Origin of the sequence: Mucilaginibacter sp. SJ (assembly GCF_028993635.1) — a bacterium.
Taxonomy (GTDB): domain Bacteria; phylum Bacteroidota; class Bacteroidia; order Sphingobacteriales; family Sphingobacteriaceae; genus Mucilaginibacter.
Genome location: NZ_CP118631.1, coordinates 5,286,001 through 5,304,000, shown reverse-complemented (window position 1 = coordinate 5,304,000; position 18,000 = coordinate 5,286,001). Strand labels below are relative to the sequence as shown.

13 protein-coding genes are annotated in these 18,000 nt (G+C 42.8%); 7 read left to right on the top strand and 6 right to left on the bottom strand.

Going from position 1 to position 18,000, the window contains the following annotated elements:
- Positions 1-11 precede the first annotated feature (11 nt).
- The 6 genes from MusilaSJ_RS22030 to MusilaSJ_RS22005 all read left to right on the top strand — a co-directional run bounded on the left by MusilaSJ_RS22030 (position 12) and on the right by MusilaSJ_RS22005 (position 8,601).
- Positions 12-1,190 carry an ATP-grasp domain-containing protein gene (locus MusilaSJ_RS22030; RefSeq protein ID WP_274986952.1) on the top strand — a complete coding sequence of 393 codons (1,179 nt, stop codon included), beginning with the start codon at positions 12-14 and terminating at the stop codon, positions 1,188-1,190.
- Between the two features lie 128 nt (positions 1,191-1,318).
- Positions 1,319-2,416 (top strand): carboxylate-amine ligase, encoded by a 1,098-nt coding sequence (locus tag MusilaSJ_RS22025; protein ID WP_274986951.1) that lies wholly within the window; start codon positions 1,319-1,321, stop codon positions 2,414-2,416.
- 137 nt (positions 2,417-2,553) lie between these two features.
- Complete coding sequence (locus tag MusilaSJ_RS22020) at positions 2,554-3,381, top strand: type 1 glutamine amidotransferase (RefSeq protein ID WP_274986950.1); 828 nt, start codon at positions 2,554-2,556, stop codon at positions 3,379-3,381.
- Positions 3,382-3,664: 283 nt separating this feature from the next.
- Positions 3,665-4,858 (top strand): hypothetical protein, encoded by a 1,194-nt coding sequence (locus tag MusilaSJ_RS22015; RefSeq protein ID WP_274986949.1) that lies wholly within the window; start codon positions 3,665-3,667, stop codon positions 4,856-4,858.
- Between the two features lie 59 nt (positions 4,859-4,917).
- On the top strand, positions 4,918-5,079 hold the full coding sequence (locus MusilaSJ_RS22010; RefSeq protein WP_274986948.1) for a FeoB-associated Cys-rich membrane protein: 162 nt from the start codon (positions 4,918-4,920) through the stop codon (positions 5,077-5,079).
- A 66-nt stretch (positions 5,080-5,145) separates the two neighbouring features.
- Positions 5,146-8,601, top strand: a complete 3,456-nt coding sequence (locus MusilaSJ_RS22005; RefSeq protein ID WP_274986947.1) for a trifunctional glycoside hydrolase family 18/polysaccharide deacetylase/glycosyltransferase family 2 protein — start codon at positions 5,146-5,148, stop codon at positions 8,599-8,601.
- Between the two features lie 106 nt (positions 8,602-8,707).
- On the opposite strand, the gene ispF is transcribed toward MusilaSJ_RS22005, so the two are convergent.
- Both ispF and porV read right to left on the bottom strand, forming a co-directional pair.
- Positions 8,708-9,190 carry a 2-C-methyl-D-erythritol 2,4-cyclodiphosphate synthase gene (gene ispF, locus MusilaSJ_RS22000; protein ID WP_274986946.1) on the bottom strand — a complete coding sequence of 161 codons (483 nt, stop codon included), beginning with the start codon at positions 9,188-9,190 and terminating at the stop codon, positions 8,708-8,710.
- Positions 9,190-10,359 (bottom strand): type IX secretion system outer membrane channel protein PorV, encoded by a 1,170-nt coding sequence (gene porV / locus MusilaSJ_RS21995; protein WP_274986945.1) that lies wholly within the window; start codon positions 10,357-10,359, stop codon positions 9,190-9,192. The genes ispF and porV overlap by 1 nt, the downstream gene beginning before the upstream one ends.
- Before the next feature lie 243 nt (positions 10,360-10,602).
- On the opposite strand from porV, the gene MusilaSJ_RS21990 reads away from it, so the two are divergent.
- Positions 10,603-12,267, top strand: a complete 1,665-nt coding sequence (locus tag MusilaSJ_RS21990; RefSeq protein WP_274986944.1) for an SUMF1/EgtB/PvdO family nonheme iron enzyme — start codon at positions 10,603-10,605, stop codon at positions 12,265-12,267.
- A 68-nt stretch (positions 12,268-12,335) separates the two neighbouring features.
- Here MusilaSJ_RS21990 and MusilaSJ_RS21985 read toward each other — a convergent pair whose 3' ends face one another.
- The 4 genes from MusilaSJ_RS21985 to MusilaSJ_RS21970 all read right to left on the bottom strand — a co-directional run bounded on the left by MusilaSJ_RS21985 (position 12,336) and on the right by MusilaSJ_RS21970 (position 17,923).
- Entirely contained in the window at positions 12,336-12,722 is a 387-nt protein-coding gene (locus MusilaSJ_RS21985; protein ID WP_274986943.1) for a nuclear transport factor 2-like protein, read from the bottom strand.
- Between the two features lie 100 nt (positions 12,723-12,822).
- Positions 12,823-14,175: a RagB/SusD family nutrient uptake outer membrane protein gene (locus MusilaSJ_RS21980; protein WP_274986942.1), complete on the bottom strand. Its 1,353-nt coding sequence runs from the start codon at positions 14,173-14,175 to the stop codon at positions 12,823-12,825.
- Between the two features lie 26 nt (positions 14,176-14,201).
- The gene (locus MusilaSJ_RS21975) at positions 14,202-17,294 is read right to left on the bottom strand and encodes a SusC/RagA family TonB-linked outer membrane protein (RefSeq protein ID WP_274986941.1); all 3,093 of its coding nucleotides are present in this window, start codon (positions 17,292-17,294) and stop codon (positions 14,202-14,204) included.
- 128 nt (positions 17,295-17,422) lie between these two features.
- Complete coding sequence (locus MusilaSJ_RS21970) at positions 17,423-17,923, bottom strand: acyl-CoA carboxylase biotin carboxyl carrier protein subunit (protein ID WP_274986940.1); 501 nt, start codon at positions 17,921-17,923, stop codon at positions 17,423-17,425.
- Positions 17,924-18,000: the final 77 nt, after the last annotated feature.

The window sequence follows — 18,000 nt, the reverse complement described above, 5'->3', positions numbered from 1 at the left end:
CACCTACTATCATGAAAAAAATCGGTATCTTATTCGGACAGGAAGATTCGTTTCCGCAGGCATTTGTTGACCGTGTGAACCAAAAAGCAGAAAAAGGCATCAGTGCCGAGTTTGTACGGCTCGATAAAGTAATGCAGGCCGAACCACTTGACTATGCTGTGATGATCGACCGGATTTCACAGGATGTGCCTTACTATCGCGCAGCCCTAAAAAATGCCGCTATTTGCGGTACCGCGGTAATCAACAACCCTTTTTGGTGGAGCGCCGACGAAAAGTTTTTTAACAACGCGCTTGCGGTAAAAATTGGAGTGCCTGTACCTAAAACCGTAATTCTGCCATCAAAGGAACTACCTGATGATACCACCAATAAATCATTCCGCAACCTGGCCTACCCGTTAGATTGGAATGGTATTTTTAGCTATGTAAGTTTCCCGGCCTATATGAAACCATTTGACGGCGGCGGCTGGAAAGAGGTTTACAAAATAGAAAACGAGAAAGATTTTTTCAGTAAATACGATAAAACCAAACAGCATGTGATGATGCTACAGGAAGAGGTTGTTTTTGACGACTACTTCCGCTGCTATTGCATTGGCGGCAAGCATGTGCGCATTATGCAGTATGAGCCGCGCAACCCGCACCATCTGCGCTATGAGCATGGTAAAGCACCTGCTGCTAAAAAGCTATTGGACACCATTAAAGATTATGTCATAAAACTTAACCAATACTTAGGTTACGATTTTAATACGGTTGAGTTTGCTGTACGTGATGGTATCCCTTATGCTATCGATTTTTGCAACCCCGCCCCCGATGCCGAAGTTACCAGCGTAGGCCAGGAAAACTTTGAATGGGTTGTTGAAACCGCAGCCAGTTATGCCATTGAACGCGCCAAACAACAAAAAGATGGCTTTGATAACCTTACCTGGGGCGAGTTTGTAAAAACTTCGGCAGCTAAAATACCGTTGGTAGCAGCTGCAAAAAAAGTGGCTGTTAAAGCTGATGTTTCTGTGGCTGTGGTTGACCATGCTATTGAAGCAGAAGGGAAAGTGAAGAAACTTAAAGCAACTAAGGCTCCTGCAGCAAAAGCAGTGCCCGCTGCTAAAGCGGCCGTTGTGAAAGAGCCGGTTGCTAAAGTAGCCGCTGTAAAAGAGCCAACTGTAAAAGAAAAAGCAGCGCCTAAGCCTAAAAAATAATTTTAAGTCATGCCGAACTTGTTTCGGCACCTCACCTGCTAAGTTAAACATGCATGGTTTAGATCCTTGCGTGTGGGGTGCTGAAACAAGTTCAGCATGACGCTTTTATTACTAATCCCCAACCAATTATGAACGAGTTTACCTTAGGCGTTGAAGAAGAATTTATGGTGATTGATCCCGTATCCCGGGAGCTAAAATCGCATGAGCAAAAAATTGTGGATGCCGCTCAAAAGATCCATGAAGACCAGGTAAAGGCCGAAATGCACCAGGCCGTGGTGGAGGTGGGCACCCATATTTGCCGCAATACCCAGGAGGCCCGCAAAGAGGTAAGTAAGCTTCGTACCACAGTGGCGCAACTGGCCGGAGATATTGGTCTGCGGATAGGCGCAGCGGGTACACATCCTTTTTCGCACTGGCAGCATCAATTGATTACCGATAATCCCAGGTATTTTGAAATTGTGGATGAGATGCAGGAGGCGGCCCGTTCTAACCTCATTTTTGGTTTGCATGTCCATGTTGGCATCCAGTCGCGCGATATGGCTATTCATATTGCCAACCAGGTGCGGTACTTTTTGCCGCACGTATATGCCCTTTCAACCAATTCACCGTTTTGGGAAGGGCGTAACACGGGCTTCAAATCATTCCGCACCAAGGTTTTTGATAAGTTCCCGCGTACCGGCATCCCCGATTATTTCAGCAGTATCGAGGAGTACGACCGCTACATAAAGCTGCTCGTAAAAACCAATTGCATTGATAACGCCAAGAAGATCTGGTGGGATATCCGGGTACATCCTTTCTTTGAAACTATTGAGTTCCGCATTTGCGACTGCCCGATGCTGGTTGATGAAACCATTGCGTTTACCGCTTTGTTCCAGGCTTTATGTGCCAAGTTATACAAGCTCAGGGCACAAAACATGAAGTTCATTAACTATTCGCGCGCGCTAATCAATGAAAATAAATGGCGTGCTGCCCGCTACGGTATCGACGGTAAAATGATAGATTTTGGTAAGGAAATGGAGGTAAACACCCGCTCGCTGATATTGGAACTACTTGACTTTGTCGATGATGTGGTTGACGAACTTGGCTCGCGCGACGACCTGCAATATGTACACAATATCCTGGAACATGGCACCGGAGCCGACAGGCAACTGGGTATTTATCAACAAAACAATAACTTTGCCGACGTGGTGGATTATATCACTTCACAAACATTGAAGGGGTTGTAGGAGCCTCACAGCCCCTCCCAAACCCTCCCCGGAAGGGAGGGCTTTAGACAATTTGGGATATAAAGAGTAAATTATTTTTAAACATTAAAACAAAAAAGTCTCCCCTACAGGTGGAGATTTAGAGGGGGCTTGGGCATATGAAACCGGAAATAAAAGTGGCCATACTTGACTTGTACGATGGGATAGCGAACGAGGGTATGCGCGGTTTCCAGGATATTTTGAAGCGATATAAAACCGAACATGATCTGAATTTAAGTTACCAGATCTTTGACGTACGTCGCAAATGCGAAATGGCCAATCTCAACTTTGATATTTATATATCAAGCGGCGGCCCGGGTAATCCCCTGGAAACGGAAGGTACCGAATGGGAGAAGAAATACTTTAACTTGGTTGATAAGCTGGAAGATCATAACCTGGCTAACAACAGCAACAAAAAACATGTGTTCTTTGTGTGCCACTCCTTTCAGCTGATGTGCCGTCATTACAAGCTGGGCGATATCAATATGCGGCGCTCCCCGTCGTTTGGCGTACTGCCGGTAAATAAAACTGAGCCTGGGTTAAATGAACCATTATTTGAAGGTTTAGCCGAACCATTTTATGCCGTTGATTCGCGCAGCTGGCAGGTGATCAACCCGGATGAAAAACGCTTTAAAGAGCTGGGCATGCAACTGGTGGCGATAGAAAAGGAACGTCCGCATGTTGATTTGCCCAGGGCGATGATGGCTATCAGGTATAACGATTATTTCTTTGCCACGCAGTTTCATCCGGAAGCCGATGCCGGGGGGATGAAAGGGATGCTGCTTCGCGAAGAAAAAAAGCAGGAAGTGATCAGCGAGCACGGCGAGGTTAAATACCGGGAGATGCTTGAACGCCTTGATGATCCGGATAAAATAACATATACCCAGCATACGCTCATCCCAAACTTTTTGGATGCAGCGGTTGAAAGTGCGTTGGGGGTTGTATAGATAGAAATTATATTGGATGTAGAAGGTCTGTCACCCTGAATAGGTAAAATCCATCGCCTCTGAAGGTGAAATGACAAAGGAGGGACTGTCAGTCTGAGCCCGTCGAAGACTCGTGCGGAGAGGCCCGCCCGCCATACTTCGACAAGCTCAGTATGACACCCCGTTTTAAGTTGTCATGGATAGCCTGTCGAAAGACGCGGAGAGGCCTGCCCACTATACTTCGACAAGCTCAGCATGACCCGTTTTATATGTCGCGTTGATCCCGATTTAATCATAATTGCCAATGAACCCATCGATCAGAAAAACATTTAACCAAAACTTCAGCGAGGAAAAATATAACCAATTTCTGAATCGCCTTAATGAAGGATTAGGTGAACCCGTTCCATTCCGCGTTGCGGAAACACCCGTCTTTTTGACTGCCGATTTTCGAGATAAGCTCATAACCGCCGGCGATGATATTGTGGATACTATCCAGAGGACTGATTTTAAAGAAATTACCGAGCGGGCTATCCCCGATTTTTGGCGGGTAGCCAATGAAAATGATCATCCTCATTTTATCGCACTTGATTTTGGGATCTGTAAAGATGAGCAGGGTAATATCGTGCCCAAACTTATAGAATTGCAAGGATTTCCTTCACTTTACGGTTTCCAGGTGCATTTGGGCGATACTTACCGCACGGTTTATGATATCCCCAATGATGAAACCATCTTTTTTGGAGGATTGAATAAAGAAACCTATCCTGATCTGCTTAAAAAAACAATCGTAGGCCCTTATGAGCCCGATGAAGTTGTGTTGATGGATGTAAACGCCCCGGAGCAAAAAACAGCAGTTGATTTTTATCTCACACAAAAATACATTGGTACGCCGGTGGTATCGTTGAGCGACCTGATCCAGGATGGCAAAAAGCTTTATTATATGGCAGGCGATCAGAAGAAAGCAATTAAGCGCATCTACAATCGCCTGATATTTGATGAAATAGCCGGCGATCCGGATATTTTCACCAAAGTGGCAGATATCAGGCAACCCCTTGAGGTTGAATGGATCACACACCCCAACTGGTTTTATCGCATCAGTAAATTCACTATGCCTTTTTTAACGGGCAGTTACATTCCCAAAACTCAGTTTTTGCACCAATTAGAACAAATCCCTGCCGATTTGGAAAACTATGTGCTTAAACCGTTGTTCTCCTTTGCAGGTCAGGGTGTAATTATAGATATTAGTAAGGAAGACATAGAGGCCATTGCGGATCCTGAAAACTGGATCTTACAGGAAAAGGTAAATTACGAGCCTGTTGTGCAATCGCCCGAAGGCGGCGTAAAGGCCGAGATCAGGTTGCTTTATCTCTGGCCCGACGGGGATGAAAAACCCACACTTGCCATAAACCTTGCGCGGTTAAGCCGTGGAAAAATGATAGGCGTACGTTATAATAAAGATTATAAGTGGGTTGGCGGCACGGTTGCTTTTATGCCCCGTTAAACTTTGTACTAATTGCCCTGTCTGTACGTATATATTAAATAATGCTTAATTTTGTCTTTATGAATATGCAACTCATCATTATCGCGATACTTTTTGCAGGCGCTGTTTTTTACATTGGCCGTATGATGTACAGGGCGCTTACTACTAAAAAAAGCTGTGGCGGCAATTGCAAATGCGGTGTTGATTTTTCAGGTATTGAACCCGGAAAAACCACCAAATAATGCCCAATTCCTATTTCATACAATCTTCATAAGTAACCCATACTTTTAATAAAGTAATTTCTCTTAATGTCATCAAGCAAGCAAGTTTTTCAGGCTGATAATCCCGGTAGGTGGAACCGTTTTAAATGGTTGAGCCGTGTACTACTGGCTGCATTGGTTATTGGTATTATAGCCGTTATCGTTACTATCCGTTCAACCTATTACCCCGAGCTTCCCAACCTTAACCCTGCTCCCAAAAAAATGACTAAGGAGGAACTTGAGCAATTAAAAAGATCAACCAAGTTCAAATCGTTTAAAATACAAAAATCTGAAATAGAAGCACTTGAAAGGGCTAAAAAATTACACCAGCTTAAACAACCTAACAATAAAGATCGTATAAACGCCGCTTTTTATCGTGCCTGGGAACCACAGGCTTATAACTCGCTGGTGGTGAATATTGGCCACCTGGATATGGTAGTGAGCGAAGGCCTTTCTATAGTACCTAAAACTGATACCGTTGTAACTAAGCTCGATACCGGGCTGATGAACCTCAATAAAAAATACAACAAACCAATCATTGTTTCACTGTCAAACTACGTAAACTATAACAACACACATGGCGGCTATGATACTAAAGATGTCGACCGTATTGTTAACAATAAAACACTCCGTAGTAATTTCATTAACAGCATAGTTAACTCGCTTACTAAAAATAAGCTAAAGGGTATCAATGTTGATTTTGATGAGCTAAGGGACCGCAACAGTAAAAATTACATAGCCTTTCAAAATGAGCTTTATACAACCCTGCATGCCAAAGGTTTCCTGGTTACTCAAAACGTAGTGCCGGAGGATGAAAGTTTTGATATCACAAAGCTCCAGCATGTAAATGATTTCCTGTTCATCATGGCTATTGATGAGCATTATGAAGCAACCAATGCCGGCGATCTTTCAAATCAGCGCTGGGTTGAACAAATCCTGGATGATGTATGTTCGAAAGTTCCGTCAGAAAAAATAATTTTAACATTTGCAGGCGGCGCCTATGACTGGCCCGAAGGGAGCGTAGGTAAAACTATCGGTTATCAGCAAGCTATCAGTACTGCAGAGGAGCAAAAAAGCAAGATCACTTTTGATCCTAATTCGGCCAACCTGCACTTTACTTATATGGACAAGGACAGCCTTGACCATACCATTTACTTTACAGACGCGGCAACAAACTTTAACGTGATCCGCATGGCCGACGACTGGGCAACCGGCGGCGTGGCTTTATGGCGCTTAGGTGCCGAAGATCCGCGTTTGTGGACATTTTTCCAGAAAAACCTGTCGATAGACTCATTGAAAAAAACAGGTGTGGATATGCGGAAACTTACATCTGTAGGTTTAAATAACCGTGTAAATGTTGATTACGATGGTGATGGCGAGGTGCTTGATCTCATTACCACTCCTACTACCGGGGTAATTGATGTAAAAATGGATACATCTACATTTACTATCCTCGATCAGCATTATATAAAACTTCCCACTAAATATGTGATCCGCAGATATGGTTATGCCCCTAAGAAAGTAGTTTTAACTTTTGATGATGGCCCCGACCCCGATTTTACCCCACGTATTTTAGATATTCTCAAAGCCGAAAAGGTACCGGCAGCATTCTTTGTTGTGGGTTCTATGGCCGAAAAAAACATACAGTTGCTCCGGCGTGAATATGAAGAAGGTTATGAAATAGGTAATCACACGTTTTTCCACCCCGATATTTCAACCATCAGCTTAAAAAGGGTGATCCTGGAGCTTAACTCCACGCGTAAGCTTATTGAATCGGTAACCGGCCGAAGCACTATCCTGTTCCGCCCGCCATTTAATGCCGATGCCGAGCCGCAAACCCTTGCCGAGGTTATTCCGGTTGCCGAAAGCCGCCGTCAAAGCTATATCACCATCGGTGAATCCATCGACCCCTGGGATTGGCAGCCCGGCGTAACCGCCGATAGTATCATCGCCCGCACCATCAGGCAAAAAGATAACGGATCGATGATATTACTGCATGACGCAGGAGGTGATACCCGTGAAGAAACCGTTAAAGCCCTTCCCGCGATCATTCATTATTTTAAATCGCACGGATACCAGTTTACTACTATTGCCGATGTGCTGGGTAAAACCAAGGACGACCTGATGCCGCCTGTTAAGCCGGATCCAAGCACAGGCATTTTCGGCCCTGCTTATGATGTTTTTATTCATGGTTATTACTATATAAACTGGGCGCTGATCTATATATTCCTGTCGGCCATATTCCTGGCTATTGGCCGCATTGTGCTTATTGGCATTTTGGCTGTAAGACAGCAAAGCGTGAATAAAAAATCCAAAAAGCTTGATCGCAATACCGATGTGATGCCTGCGGTGAGCATCATAGTTCCTGCTTATAATGAGGAAGTTAACGCTGTAGCAACTATACAAAGCCTGCTTAAAACCGATTATCCATCATTCGAGATCATTTTTGTTGATGACGGATCAAAAGATAAAACATTTGCAGTTGTAGAAGCCGCTTATAAAGGCAATCCGCTTATCAAAATATTAACCAAACCAAATGGCGGCAAGGCATCAGCCTTAAACTTTGGTATCACCCACGCCCAAAATGATTTTGTGGTTTGTATTGATGCCGATACCCAGCTCAAAACTGATGCTGTTTACCAGCTCATGACCTATTTTACAGATGAAGAAATTGGAGCCGTAGCCGGAACCGTTAAAGTTGGTAACGAAACAAATATCATTACGCGCTGGCAGTCGATAGAGTATATCACTGCGCAAAACATGGACCGCCGGGCGTTTGACCTCATCAACAGTATTACTGTTGTGCCGGGAGCAATTGGGGCATTCCGTAAATCGGCTATTTTCCGCGCAGGCGGGTTCACCTATGATACCCTTGCCGAAGATTGCGACCTCACCATGCGCATACTTAAACAAGGCTACGTGGTGCGTAATTGTGCCGAAGCCATTGCTTATACCGAAGCGCCCGAAACAATAAATATGCTGCTTAAACAGCGTTTCCGCTGGAGTTTTGGCGTAATGCAAAGTTTCTGGAAAAACCGCGACGCGCTGTTTAACAAGAAATATAAGTTTTTTGGGATGGTGGGGATGCCAAACATCCTTATCTTCCAGATCATATTACCGCTGTTCTCTCCTTTAGCAGATTTGATGATGCTATTCGCCCTGTTTGGCGAAAAACCCGAAAAGATGTTACTTTATTACGTAGCATTTGTGGTGGTTGATTTTATAGTAGGTATCATCGCTTTCCGGATGGAAAAGGAAGACTACAAGAAACTCATCTATATCATTCCGCAGCGTTTTATGTGGCGGCAGTTAATGTATTACGTGCTGTTTAAATCACTGCGAAAAGCATTAAAAGGCGAACTGAGCGGATGGGGAGTGCTTAAGCGTACCGGTAATGTGAAAGTTGATGGTTCGGGCAGCAAAAAAGCACAGCCGATATATATGGTAATTGGCGTGGCGATAGTTGCGGCAATTGTGTATTTATTGTATAAGCACTATAGTTAAACAAACGGCCTGTAGTTTGCAAATCATAGATTAAGTTTTGCCGCGCTGCCCGAAGTCGGAGACTTCGGACGACTATGCCTGTAGTTTGCAATTACAGCTTACAGCCTTACTCCCTTTCAATCAAACAAACCGCATAAGCCACAACACCTTCTTCACGGCCTATAAAACCCATTTGCTCGTTGGTAGTAGCTTTAATGGAAATATCCTCCTCATTAATAGCGGCCGCTTCGGCTATATAGGTTTTCATTTCCGGGATATGCGGATTGATCTTTGGCGCTTCAAGGCATACCATAGCATCAATATTGCCGATGCTGAAACCCTTTTCTTTGATCAGGGCAACTACATGCTGCAAAAGGACCAGGCTGCTGATGCCTTTCCAGCGGTCGTCTTTATTCGAAAAATGAAACCCTATATCGCGCAGGTTTGCGGCGCCCAGCAGGGCATCGCAAATGGCGTGTAACAATACATCGGCGTCTGAGTGTCCGTAAGCGCCGGCATGGTGCTCAAGTTTAACTCCGCCTAAAACAAACGGGTGATCTTCTTTTAACTGGTGTACATCAAACCCAAAACCTACCTTAATTTTACCCATTATCTTTTAGAAGCATTTGTTGTACCGCCAAAATTTGCCGACAAGGTGAAGCGCAAAGTATTGGCAAGGGCACTATTTTGCTGGCTGGCTGCCAGGTACGAAAAATCAAAATCAAAAACACTGTACTTAAAACCAATACCCATGGTAACATAATGCCTGTCGCCTTTGTTGGGGTTTTCATAAAAATAGCCTGCCCGTACTGCAAACTGTTTGTTGTACCAATATTCAACCCCCGGCGAAAAGCTGATCTCTTTCAACTCTTCACTAAAACCACCCGGTGCATCGCCAAACGACTGAAAAAGACCCGCCGGCACCGATACATTATCATCCTTGCCTTTGATGATCTTGCCATCCTGATCGCGCAGGGGCGGGGTTGGTACCAGCAGCTTATTGATATCAAAGGTTGCTGTAAACTCATTAACATCATCTAACTGCCAGGTGTTAGCCACCCCTAATTTCAGGTTGGCCGGCAAAAAATACTTATTACCCACATCGCTGTAGCTAATTTTAGTACCAATATTTGATATATGTGTACCAAAAGCAAAAAGGTTGCCATCGCCATAAGGTGCCGTGTAGTATAGCGAAACATCTGCAGCAAAGGCATTGCCGGCTTTTGCCGCCTGGCTTGAGCCGGTAGCAAACGAGATACTTGATATATTGGAATGAATATACCGGGCAGTGAGGCCCAGGGAAAAATTATCGCCAAACTTACGGGCAAATGAAACATCTAACGAATACTCGTTTGGTGTGTAAGTACCCTGATCATTTGTGTTATCGTCGGTAAGCTGAATGGAACCATAATTAAAATACCTGAGCGAAGCGCCTATTGTATTCCGGTCATCAATTTTATGGGCATAGCTCAGGTATGATAAGCTGATATCAGGAACAAGGTGCCTTAACCAGGGGCTATATGATACAGATAACGCATCATTACTTTCTAAAAATGCAAGCTTTGACGGATTCCAAAAATTCGCATTTACATCGGGCGACAAAGCCACGCCTGCATCCCCCATAGCTCCCGAACGCGAATCAGGTGAAATATTTAAAAAAGGGACTTCGGTGGGAATTGCATTGATATTACTTCCGTTAGGATTTGTTTGCGCAGCAGTAGCAAGTGGCAACAAAAATGGGGTAATAATAGCAAGGCCTCGAAATGTAAAAAACTTCATTTGTAGGAGTTAGGTTTTAACAATTTGTATTTTTATAAACATAGGACCATGACTTGCTTTACATTTTCAAGTCTGCACTTTTGCTGAAAGTTAAATCAAAAATTTAAATCAACGCAACTAATTTCATTAATTTTTCGTTAAAACCCCTGATAATTGTAGTATTTATTTCTAAATAATGGTTCATTAGCATAAGCACTGTATCCATTTTTTTATAAATTTACCACTTAATATAACTGTAAAAATATGAAAATACTTTTTACTAAAACTGCTCTGGGATTGTTGGCTTTAGGTGCCGTGATGAGTAGCTGCAGTAAACGTGAGCAATCGCAAAAAACGGGTATAACTTATAACGATAAAAACAACGGCGGTTATGAGCGTTTCAGGCAAAGCCATCCATCTCCGGGACCGGGACTGGTGCCTATTGAGGGTGGTACTTTTGTTATGGGCGGCAGTGCCGATCAGGACATAACTTACGATTATAATAATGTACGCCGCAGGGTTACCGTACCCTCTTTTTACATGGACGAAACCGAAGTATCAAACCAGGACTGGCTTGATTACCTGCATTGGATAAACATAACTTTTCCGCAGGATCGCGAGTTATATTACAATGCGGTGCCTGATACCTTGGTTTGGCGCCATCCCTTATCTTATAATGAGCCATATGTAGATAACTACCTGCGTCATCCTGCTTTTCAGGACTACCCGGTTGTAGGCGTGACCTGGGACCAGGCACAGGATTATTGCTCATGGCGCACCGACCGTACCAACGAAAACATTTTACGCGAAACCGGAAAAATGGTAGCGTGGAAAGATATGGGCAAAAAAGGTGGCGGCGGTGATGCCGGCATTGCGGCGAACGGACAACCTTTTAATACTGATATTTACCTGAACGGCCAGATGACCGGGGCAGGCATTGATGGTAAAAAAATGATGCCTAACCTGAGCCCTAATGCCCAGGCAGGTACAGGAAAAGGCGGCAAAGCCGTTAGGCCTGTGCGTATGGAAGACGGGATCCTTAAACAAGCATATCGGTTACCATCAGAAGCCGAATGGGAATATGCAGCATTGGCCCTTGCAGGAAATACCCAGTTTGAAAACATCGACGATGGCAAAATATATACCTGGAACGGCATGGGTGTACGTTCGGCAAAAAGCAAAACCCGTGGCTTGATCATGGCAAACTTTAAACGCGGCAACGGTGACAACGCCGGTGTTGGCGGTTACCTGAACGATAAGGCAGACATTACGGCTCCTGTACGTTCATATGCACCTAATGATTTTGGCTTATATAATATGGCGGGTAACGTTAACGAATGGGTTGCTGATACCTACCGCCAAACCTCATTTGAGGAGTTTGAAGATTTTAACCCTTTCCGCGGTAATGAGTTTTCAAACAAACGCCTTGCAGATCCAAGCAAAGGGCTTTATGCAAAAGATAAATACGGCAAGCCAATCAAAGACCCTGCACATGCTAATAAGAAGCTAAAATACAGCGAACTTTTAGCTTTACAGCAACAGAGTACAGTCGCGCAAAGCGCCAATCCAAACGCGGCGCCGCTTGCAACAACTCCTCAAACAGGTTCATTACCAATTGATTCATTACTGCCTAAAAACTCGGGTAAAGCTTACAACCCGGATGCGAGGGGCGAAAAAGACGAAGTTAATAAAGCTCTTTACGGAACAACCACCCTGGTTAACGATCACTCTAAAGTTTACAAAGGCGGATCATGGAACGATATGGCGTTTTGGCTAAACCCTGCTACCCGTCGTTTTATGGATCAGGACGAGGCGAGTGCCGAGGTTGGTTTCCGCTGTGCAATGACCTTAGTTGGCGCCCCTGAAATTAACCCTAATGGCAAACCACATTATCCGGTTAAAAAAGCTAAACCGTTTAAAACAAGATAATTTTTATAACAGATATTTGAAATAAGGCCTTTCAGTAATGAGAGGCCTTATTTGTTTTAAAGTTTTATCTATCCATCAATCGGCTCAACCCATTGGCTTCGCCAGGCCGGGGCTTCGAAGGGATCGGCGAAATACTGTGTTTCATGTATTACCTTGTCCTCACGAAACTCCATAATGCTTACCGTGTAAGCCTGCTGCTCCTGATAGTTAATAGTATATTCCGTGACCCAGGTATCGCCTTTTCCCAAAATCCTCCTGATACGAAAACCCGATGGCTTACCCGGATGATGCCCGCGCAAGGTCTGTAAATTAATGCGCCCAAAAATCCGCTCTCCCGACTGGGGATAATCACAAATAACATCGTCATCGTAAATGTCATGCTCTGCGTTTATGTCCCCGGCTGCCGAGGCTTGCCAGTGGGCATTCAGGGCGGCAAGTATTTGTTGATCTTCCATGGTGTTTTAATTTAGCTTTTATTAATTTTCAGGTTACAACAAAAAATCCCGGTGAATATTAATCACCGGGATATAAATAGATCAAAAGATATAATTATTGTTAATAGCCTTCATTTTGTACTAACTTAGGATTAGCCAAAATTTCGCGCTGAGGGATCGGGAATATCAATCTTGGCGAGTTGTAAGGAAGCCCGTTCACATTTTGTTTTAGCCTTTTTGCATCATGCAGAAAAAAGCCCCCTTCAAAACATAACTCATGCACACGTTCTGTTAATATTTCAGCAAGGTTTACTGTTGCCAATGGACTAAGGCCTGCCCTTTTCCTTATGGTATTAATATCATTTACCGGAGTTGCACCTGTAGCTGTTCCACCGCGCAGATTAGACTCTGCACGGATCAGGTACATCTCTGCAAGGCGCACTACATGTACGTTTCCATATTGGTTGTCAAACTTCTTAGTTCTGTTAACCGACGTGATGGTATAAAACTTTCCCCTCACATCGTTAGCTTCAAACTCCGCTAAAAAATCATCGGTTATTTTAATATCACCACGCCCGCCATTTGCTGATGAGGCATAAAATTCATTCAAGCTGTTTATACCCTGTTGTTGAGTTACCTGTATAGCAAAGATATCTTCAGTAGTATTTTCCTGGTGAGAGGGTTTACTTGATAATAAGAATTCTTTCGTATAATCAGGCACGAGCGAAAACGCTCCGGATGCAATGACTGCATTAGCCTCCTTCAAAGCATTGGTATAATTGCCCTGTTGCAAATACAACCTCGCTAATATTGCCGATGCAGCGTATTTATTGGCATAAAAGTCGTTATCAGCAGGCAGGATACTTTCAGCCCTTGTTAAGTCACTAATAGCCTGGTCATAAACCTGTTTAACTGTAGATCGGCCCACTTTAGCCCCCTCGCTATCTGCCGAGGTAGTAGGACTTGACACTATAGCGGCTGCTAAGTTAGTTGTCGGATCGCCGTCATTCCATGACTTTCCATACAAGCGGGCCAAATCAAAATACATTAATCCTCTTATAAATTTAGCTTCCCCCTCCCATCTTGTTTTATCATCCGCGTTATCAGCTTTATCCAAATTGGCAAGCACTGTGTTGGCCTGATTTATTACCTGATAGGCATCCAGCCAGGTATTTTCCACAAAACTATTATCTCTTGTTACAGACTGAACAGTCATTTGCGTTAAGCCTGTATATGTGCCAGTCCACGTAATGGCTGTTGAAGCTAACAGATCGGGTTCCATGAATATACGGCCTCCGTAAACATCAACCTGTCCTAAACGATTATAAGTACCTACCAAAACGCCCTGTACGTCTTTAGCTGTTTTAATAGCCTGCGTTTGATCAATTGACTCAACCGGCTTTATATTAAGCTGTTTATTGCACGCGCTTAAGCATACCATTAATGCTGCTGCTGATATATATATAAACTTCATGTTTCTCATTTCTATAATTTTTAATGTTATAAGCCTATATTAATACCAAATACTATCGTGCGCGGTTGCGGGGCCGAGTAAAAGTCATTACTTAAATCAACATTGCTTGGCAGCTCATCTGAGTTTACTTCAGGATCCCATCCTTTATATTTGGTAATTAAAAACAGGTTATAAGCGCTTGCATATACCCTTATCTTTTGTAGCCTCAATTTGTTAACCACCGCTTTTGGCAGGGTATAACCTAATGTTACTGTTTTGCAACGAACATAGCTGGCTCCTGAAAGGTACCTGCTTGAAGTACTGATACCGTTTCCGTAAAATAAGCGCGGTTCAGGTATATCGGTTATATCGCCCGGCTTGTTCCAATATTTCAATTGATCTATAGTTTGGTTATCAAAACCGTTGCCTGCGCTTGTGCTCATGTACTGACCTCCACCATTATAAACCTTGTAACCAAATGCACCCTGAAAGGTTACTGCCAATTCGATGCCATTATACCCAAATGTATTTGTAATACCTCCATAGTACTTAGGCGTAGGAGAACCTACTACAACATTTTGTGCCTGAGTAGGATCATTTGTTTTAGTACGATCCAGCTTTCCGTCAGCACCCTTTGCATTTTTGTAATATAAGGCATCCCCATTGGCTGGATCCACACCTGCATATTCGGGCATGTAGAATACGCCTATCGGCTGACCAGCCATTACATAATTAATATTGTTGTCAGTTATAACCTGGCCTTTTATATCTTTAATAAGGTTCTTTTGATATGAAGCATTTAAGCTGGTTGACCATTTAAATTTACCAACAAAATTATCTGATGATAATTCAAGCTCAAATCCTTTATTAGATAGTTTGCCAAGGTTTTGCAGTTGTCTGGATATACCCAATGTACCTGGAAGATTTACATTTAATAGCAGATCCCGGGTATTTTTATTATAATAATCAAAACTACCGGATAATCTGTTGTTAAAGAAACCAAAATCAACAGCCAAATCAAGTGCAGCAGTGGTTTCCCACTTTAAATCAGGATTAACTATCTGAGAAAAGCGCTGGCCGCCTACACCATTATAATTTGCTGCTGAAAACAAACCTAATGACCCAAAGTTGCTGATATTAGCATTACCTGTTAAACCGTAACTTGCCCTTACTTTTAAGTTACTAAGCAAATTGTTGTTCTTTAAAAAGTCTTCCTCAGTAAGTATCCACCCTATCGAGCCTGCTGGATAAAACCCATAACGGTTGTTTGCACCAAACCTTGATGACCCGTCTGTACGGGCACTTCCCGAAAACAGGTATTTACCCTTATATGAATAATTAGCCCTAAAGAAATAAGCCAAAAAGCTGTATGGACTATCATATGATGCGCCTGAAACAATCACGGCTGCTGCCGTTAATTTCTTATAGGCATCAGAAGCAAATTCCTGTCCCTGCACATCGTTACCAACAGTACGGGATTTCTGATAACTTGTTCCCAATAACAACTCTAATGAATGATCATTCCCAAATAGGTTTTTGTAACTGAAATAGTTATTGGTGTTATAATTTAGTACCTGTGTGGTTGTATTTTGACCAAAACCGTTGTTAGTCCCTGTATTACGGAATGTGGCACTTCCGTAGTAACTATCTTCGGCCTGGTTTAATTGATCTACGCCAAATTCCGAACGAAATGTCAAACCTTTCACGATTTCCCAATTGGCATAAACATTGCCAATAGTACGAAAAACTGTCGCCTGATAAGCCGCATTATTTTTGCTGATAAGCGGGTTATAATATAAAGGGAAATCCTCAGACTCGCCAGGCGGAGTACCGCTTATTAAACCGCTGCGGGGGTCAATTAGAGGAGTTATCGGCGATAAAGCCACCGTCTGCAAAGGTGTGCTGAACGCGTTATCGTTTGAAACCCGGTTGTTGATAGTATTGGCAAAACTCAAGTTCATGCCGATACTTAAGTTCTTATCCACCTTGCTATCCAAATTCAAACGCCCGGAATATCGTTTAAAGCTGTTACCTATTAATATACCGGTTTGATCCAGATATTGCCCACCCATATAATAGGTTGTTTTGTCATTGCCTCCGGAAATGTTTAAATCGTATTGTTGCTGCGGTGCGCTTTGATATGCGGCCTTTTCCCAATTTGTATTGATTTTGCCTGTTTTCCAATCATCGGTACCACCCGAAAGAAAGGTAAGATTATCATCAACATATGATTTATAGTCGGCGATGGCATCATCCAGCGTATCATAAGCCCCTGCGGCAAAATCCTGCTTTGCCGCACCTTCGCCAGCCCGTTGCATAATCTGTACAAATTGCTTGGCATTCAGGAACTCACGGTGCCTTGAGGGTGTACTTTTACCATACGATGCCGAAAAATTAACCTTTGGGGTACCTGCTTTACCCTTTTTAGTAGTTATCACAACTACGCCATTAGAAGCGCGTGCACCGTAAATAGCGGCGGCCGACGCGTCTTTCAATATTTGTACAGATTCGATATCATTGAAGTTTATATCGGCCAGCGGGTTTGTTGGCGCATCAGTGCTTGACAAGTTATCGGTTGTAATTGGCATACCATCTAAAATATATAATGGCTCCGACCCTGCAGATATTGAAGATGAACCACGGATCCTAACCTGGATCCCCTGGCCAAGTTTGCCATTTCCTGATTGGATATATACGCCTGCTGTTTTACCTTGTATAGCTTGCTCTACTGATGTTGCCGGTGTACCCTCTATTTCTTTTGCAGATACAGAAGATATGGAACCCGTAATATTAGCCTTTTTCTGTGTACCATAACCAACTACCACTACTTCGGTAAGCTGCTTTGAATCGGATACCAATTGAACGTTGACTACGCTACTGTTAATTGGTTCTTCGGATAGTTTAAAGCCTAAAAAATTAAAAACTAATATTTTAGCGGTAGCTGGCACACTAAGTTTGTAACTGCCGTTAATATCGGTTTGGGTGCCCAATCCGGTTACGCCTTTTACGGTTACGCTTACTCCCGGTAAGGGCGAGCCGTCTTTCTGGTCGGTTACTTTACCTGTAATAACCCGGTTTTGAGCAAAAACCATAGCTATACAAGAAAACAGTAACATGACTGTTAGTAGATGTTTCTTCATAAAAGTTAATATTGTTAATTAAGAAAGTAAGTTCGTAAAAAAAATATGCAGAAACAACAAAAACCTTAAAATTACGTTTAGTTTGTTGCAAAAATGTTATTATCGCATATTTAAGCTATAACACTTAGTTAAAACGACATTAAGATTTGCCCTTTTTCAACTTTATCTCCTGATTTTATTAATATCTTTTCTACAATAACATCAGCCGGCGATTTGATAATATTTTCCATTTTCATGGCTTCAAGCACAAAGAGATTATCCCCCTTTTTTATTATATCTCCCTTATTCACAAATACTTTCAAAACCAAACCCGGCATGGGGGCTTTTATTTCACTAATCCTGGCACTGTTTAAATCACTAAACCCAAGCTTATCAAGTAATATATCAAACTGATCTTTAGCGGTAATATGATAAATATGGTTATTAACCTTTATTTCAGCAGTTTTCTCGTTACCGTTAAAATTAACTATCTCGACATTGTATGAGCGGTTATTTTCAATAACATGATAGATTCCGGGCCTTAACTGTTTAATATCGGCTTCACTTTTAACCCCGTTAATAAGTAAGCCTGCCGCAACGGTTCTTTCAGCTTCAATACTGTAGCGTTCATTAATACTCAATTTATACATAGGATTTGGATTTGAGGATAAGCGGTTTATATATTATTTGTTTAGGGGATTGATATAAAGCTAAACATATTATCTAA

Bases quoted from the DNA above. Each gene is read 5' to 3' on its own strand.
- MusilaSJ_RS22025 (WP_274986951.1), top strand. From the start codon at position 1,319: ATGAACGAGTTTACCTTAGGCGTTGAAGAAGAATTTATGGTGATTGAT.
- MusilaSJ_RS21990 (WP_274986944.1), top strand. From the start codon at position 10,603: ATGAAAATACTTTTTACTAAAACTGCTCTGGGATTGTTGGCTTTAGGT.
- MusilaSJ_RS21970 (WP_274986940.1), bottom strand. From the start codon at position 17,923: ATGTATAAATTGAGTATTAATGAACGCTACAGTATTGAAGCTGAAAGA.
- ispF (WP_274986946.1), bottom strand. From the start codon at position 9,190: ATGGGTAAAATTAAGGTAGGTTTTGGGTTTGATGTACACCAGTTAAAA.
- MusilaSJ_RS22015 (WP_274986949.1), top strand. From the start codon at position 3,665: ATGAACCCATCGATCAGAAAAACATTTAACCAAAACTTCAGCGAGGAA.
- MusilaSJ_RS21985 (WP_274986943.1), bottom strand. From the start codon at position 12,722: ATGGAAGATCAACAAATACTTGCCGCCCTGAATGCCCACTGGCAAGCC.
- MusilaSJ_RS22030 (WP_274986952.1), top strand. From the start codon at position 12: ATGAAAAAAATCGGTATCTTATTCGGACAGGAAGATTCGTTTCCGCAG.
- MusilaSJ_RS21980 (WP_274986942.1), bottom strand. From the start codon at position 14,175: ATGAAGTTTATATATATATCAGCAGCAGCATTAATGGTATGCTTAAGC.
- MusilaSJ_RS22020 (WP_274986950.1), top strand. From the start codon at position 2,554: ATGAAACCGGAAATAAAAGTGGCCATACTTGACTTGTACGATGGGATA.
- MusilaSJ_RS21975 (WP_274986941.1), bottom strand. From the start codon at position 17,294: ATGAAGAAACATCTACTAACAGTCATGTTACTGTTTTCTTGTATAGCT.
- MusilaSJ_RS22005 (WP_274986947.1), top strand. From the start codon at position 5,146: ATGTCATCAAGCAAGCAAGTTTTTCAGGCTGATAATCCCGGTAGGTGG.
- MusilaSJ_RS22010 (WP_274986948.1), top strand. From the start codon at position 4,918: ATGAATATGCAACTCATCATTATCGCGATACTTTTTGCAGGCGCTGTT.
- porV (WP_274986945.1), bottom strand. From the start codon at position 10,359: ATGAAGTTTTTTACATTTCGAGGCCTTGCTATTATTACCCCATTTTTG.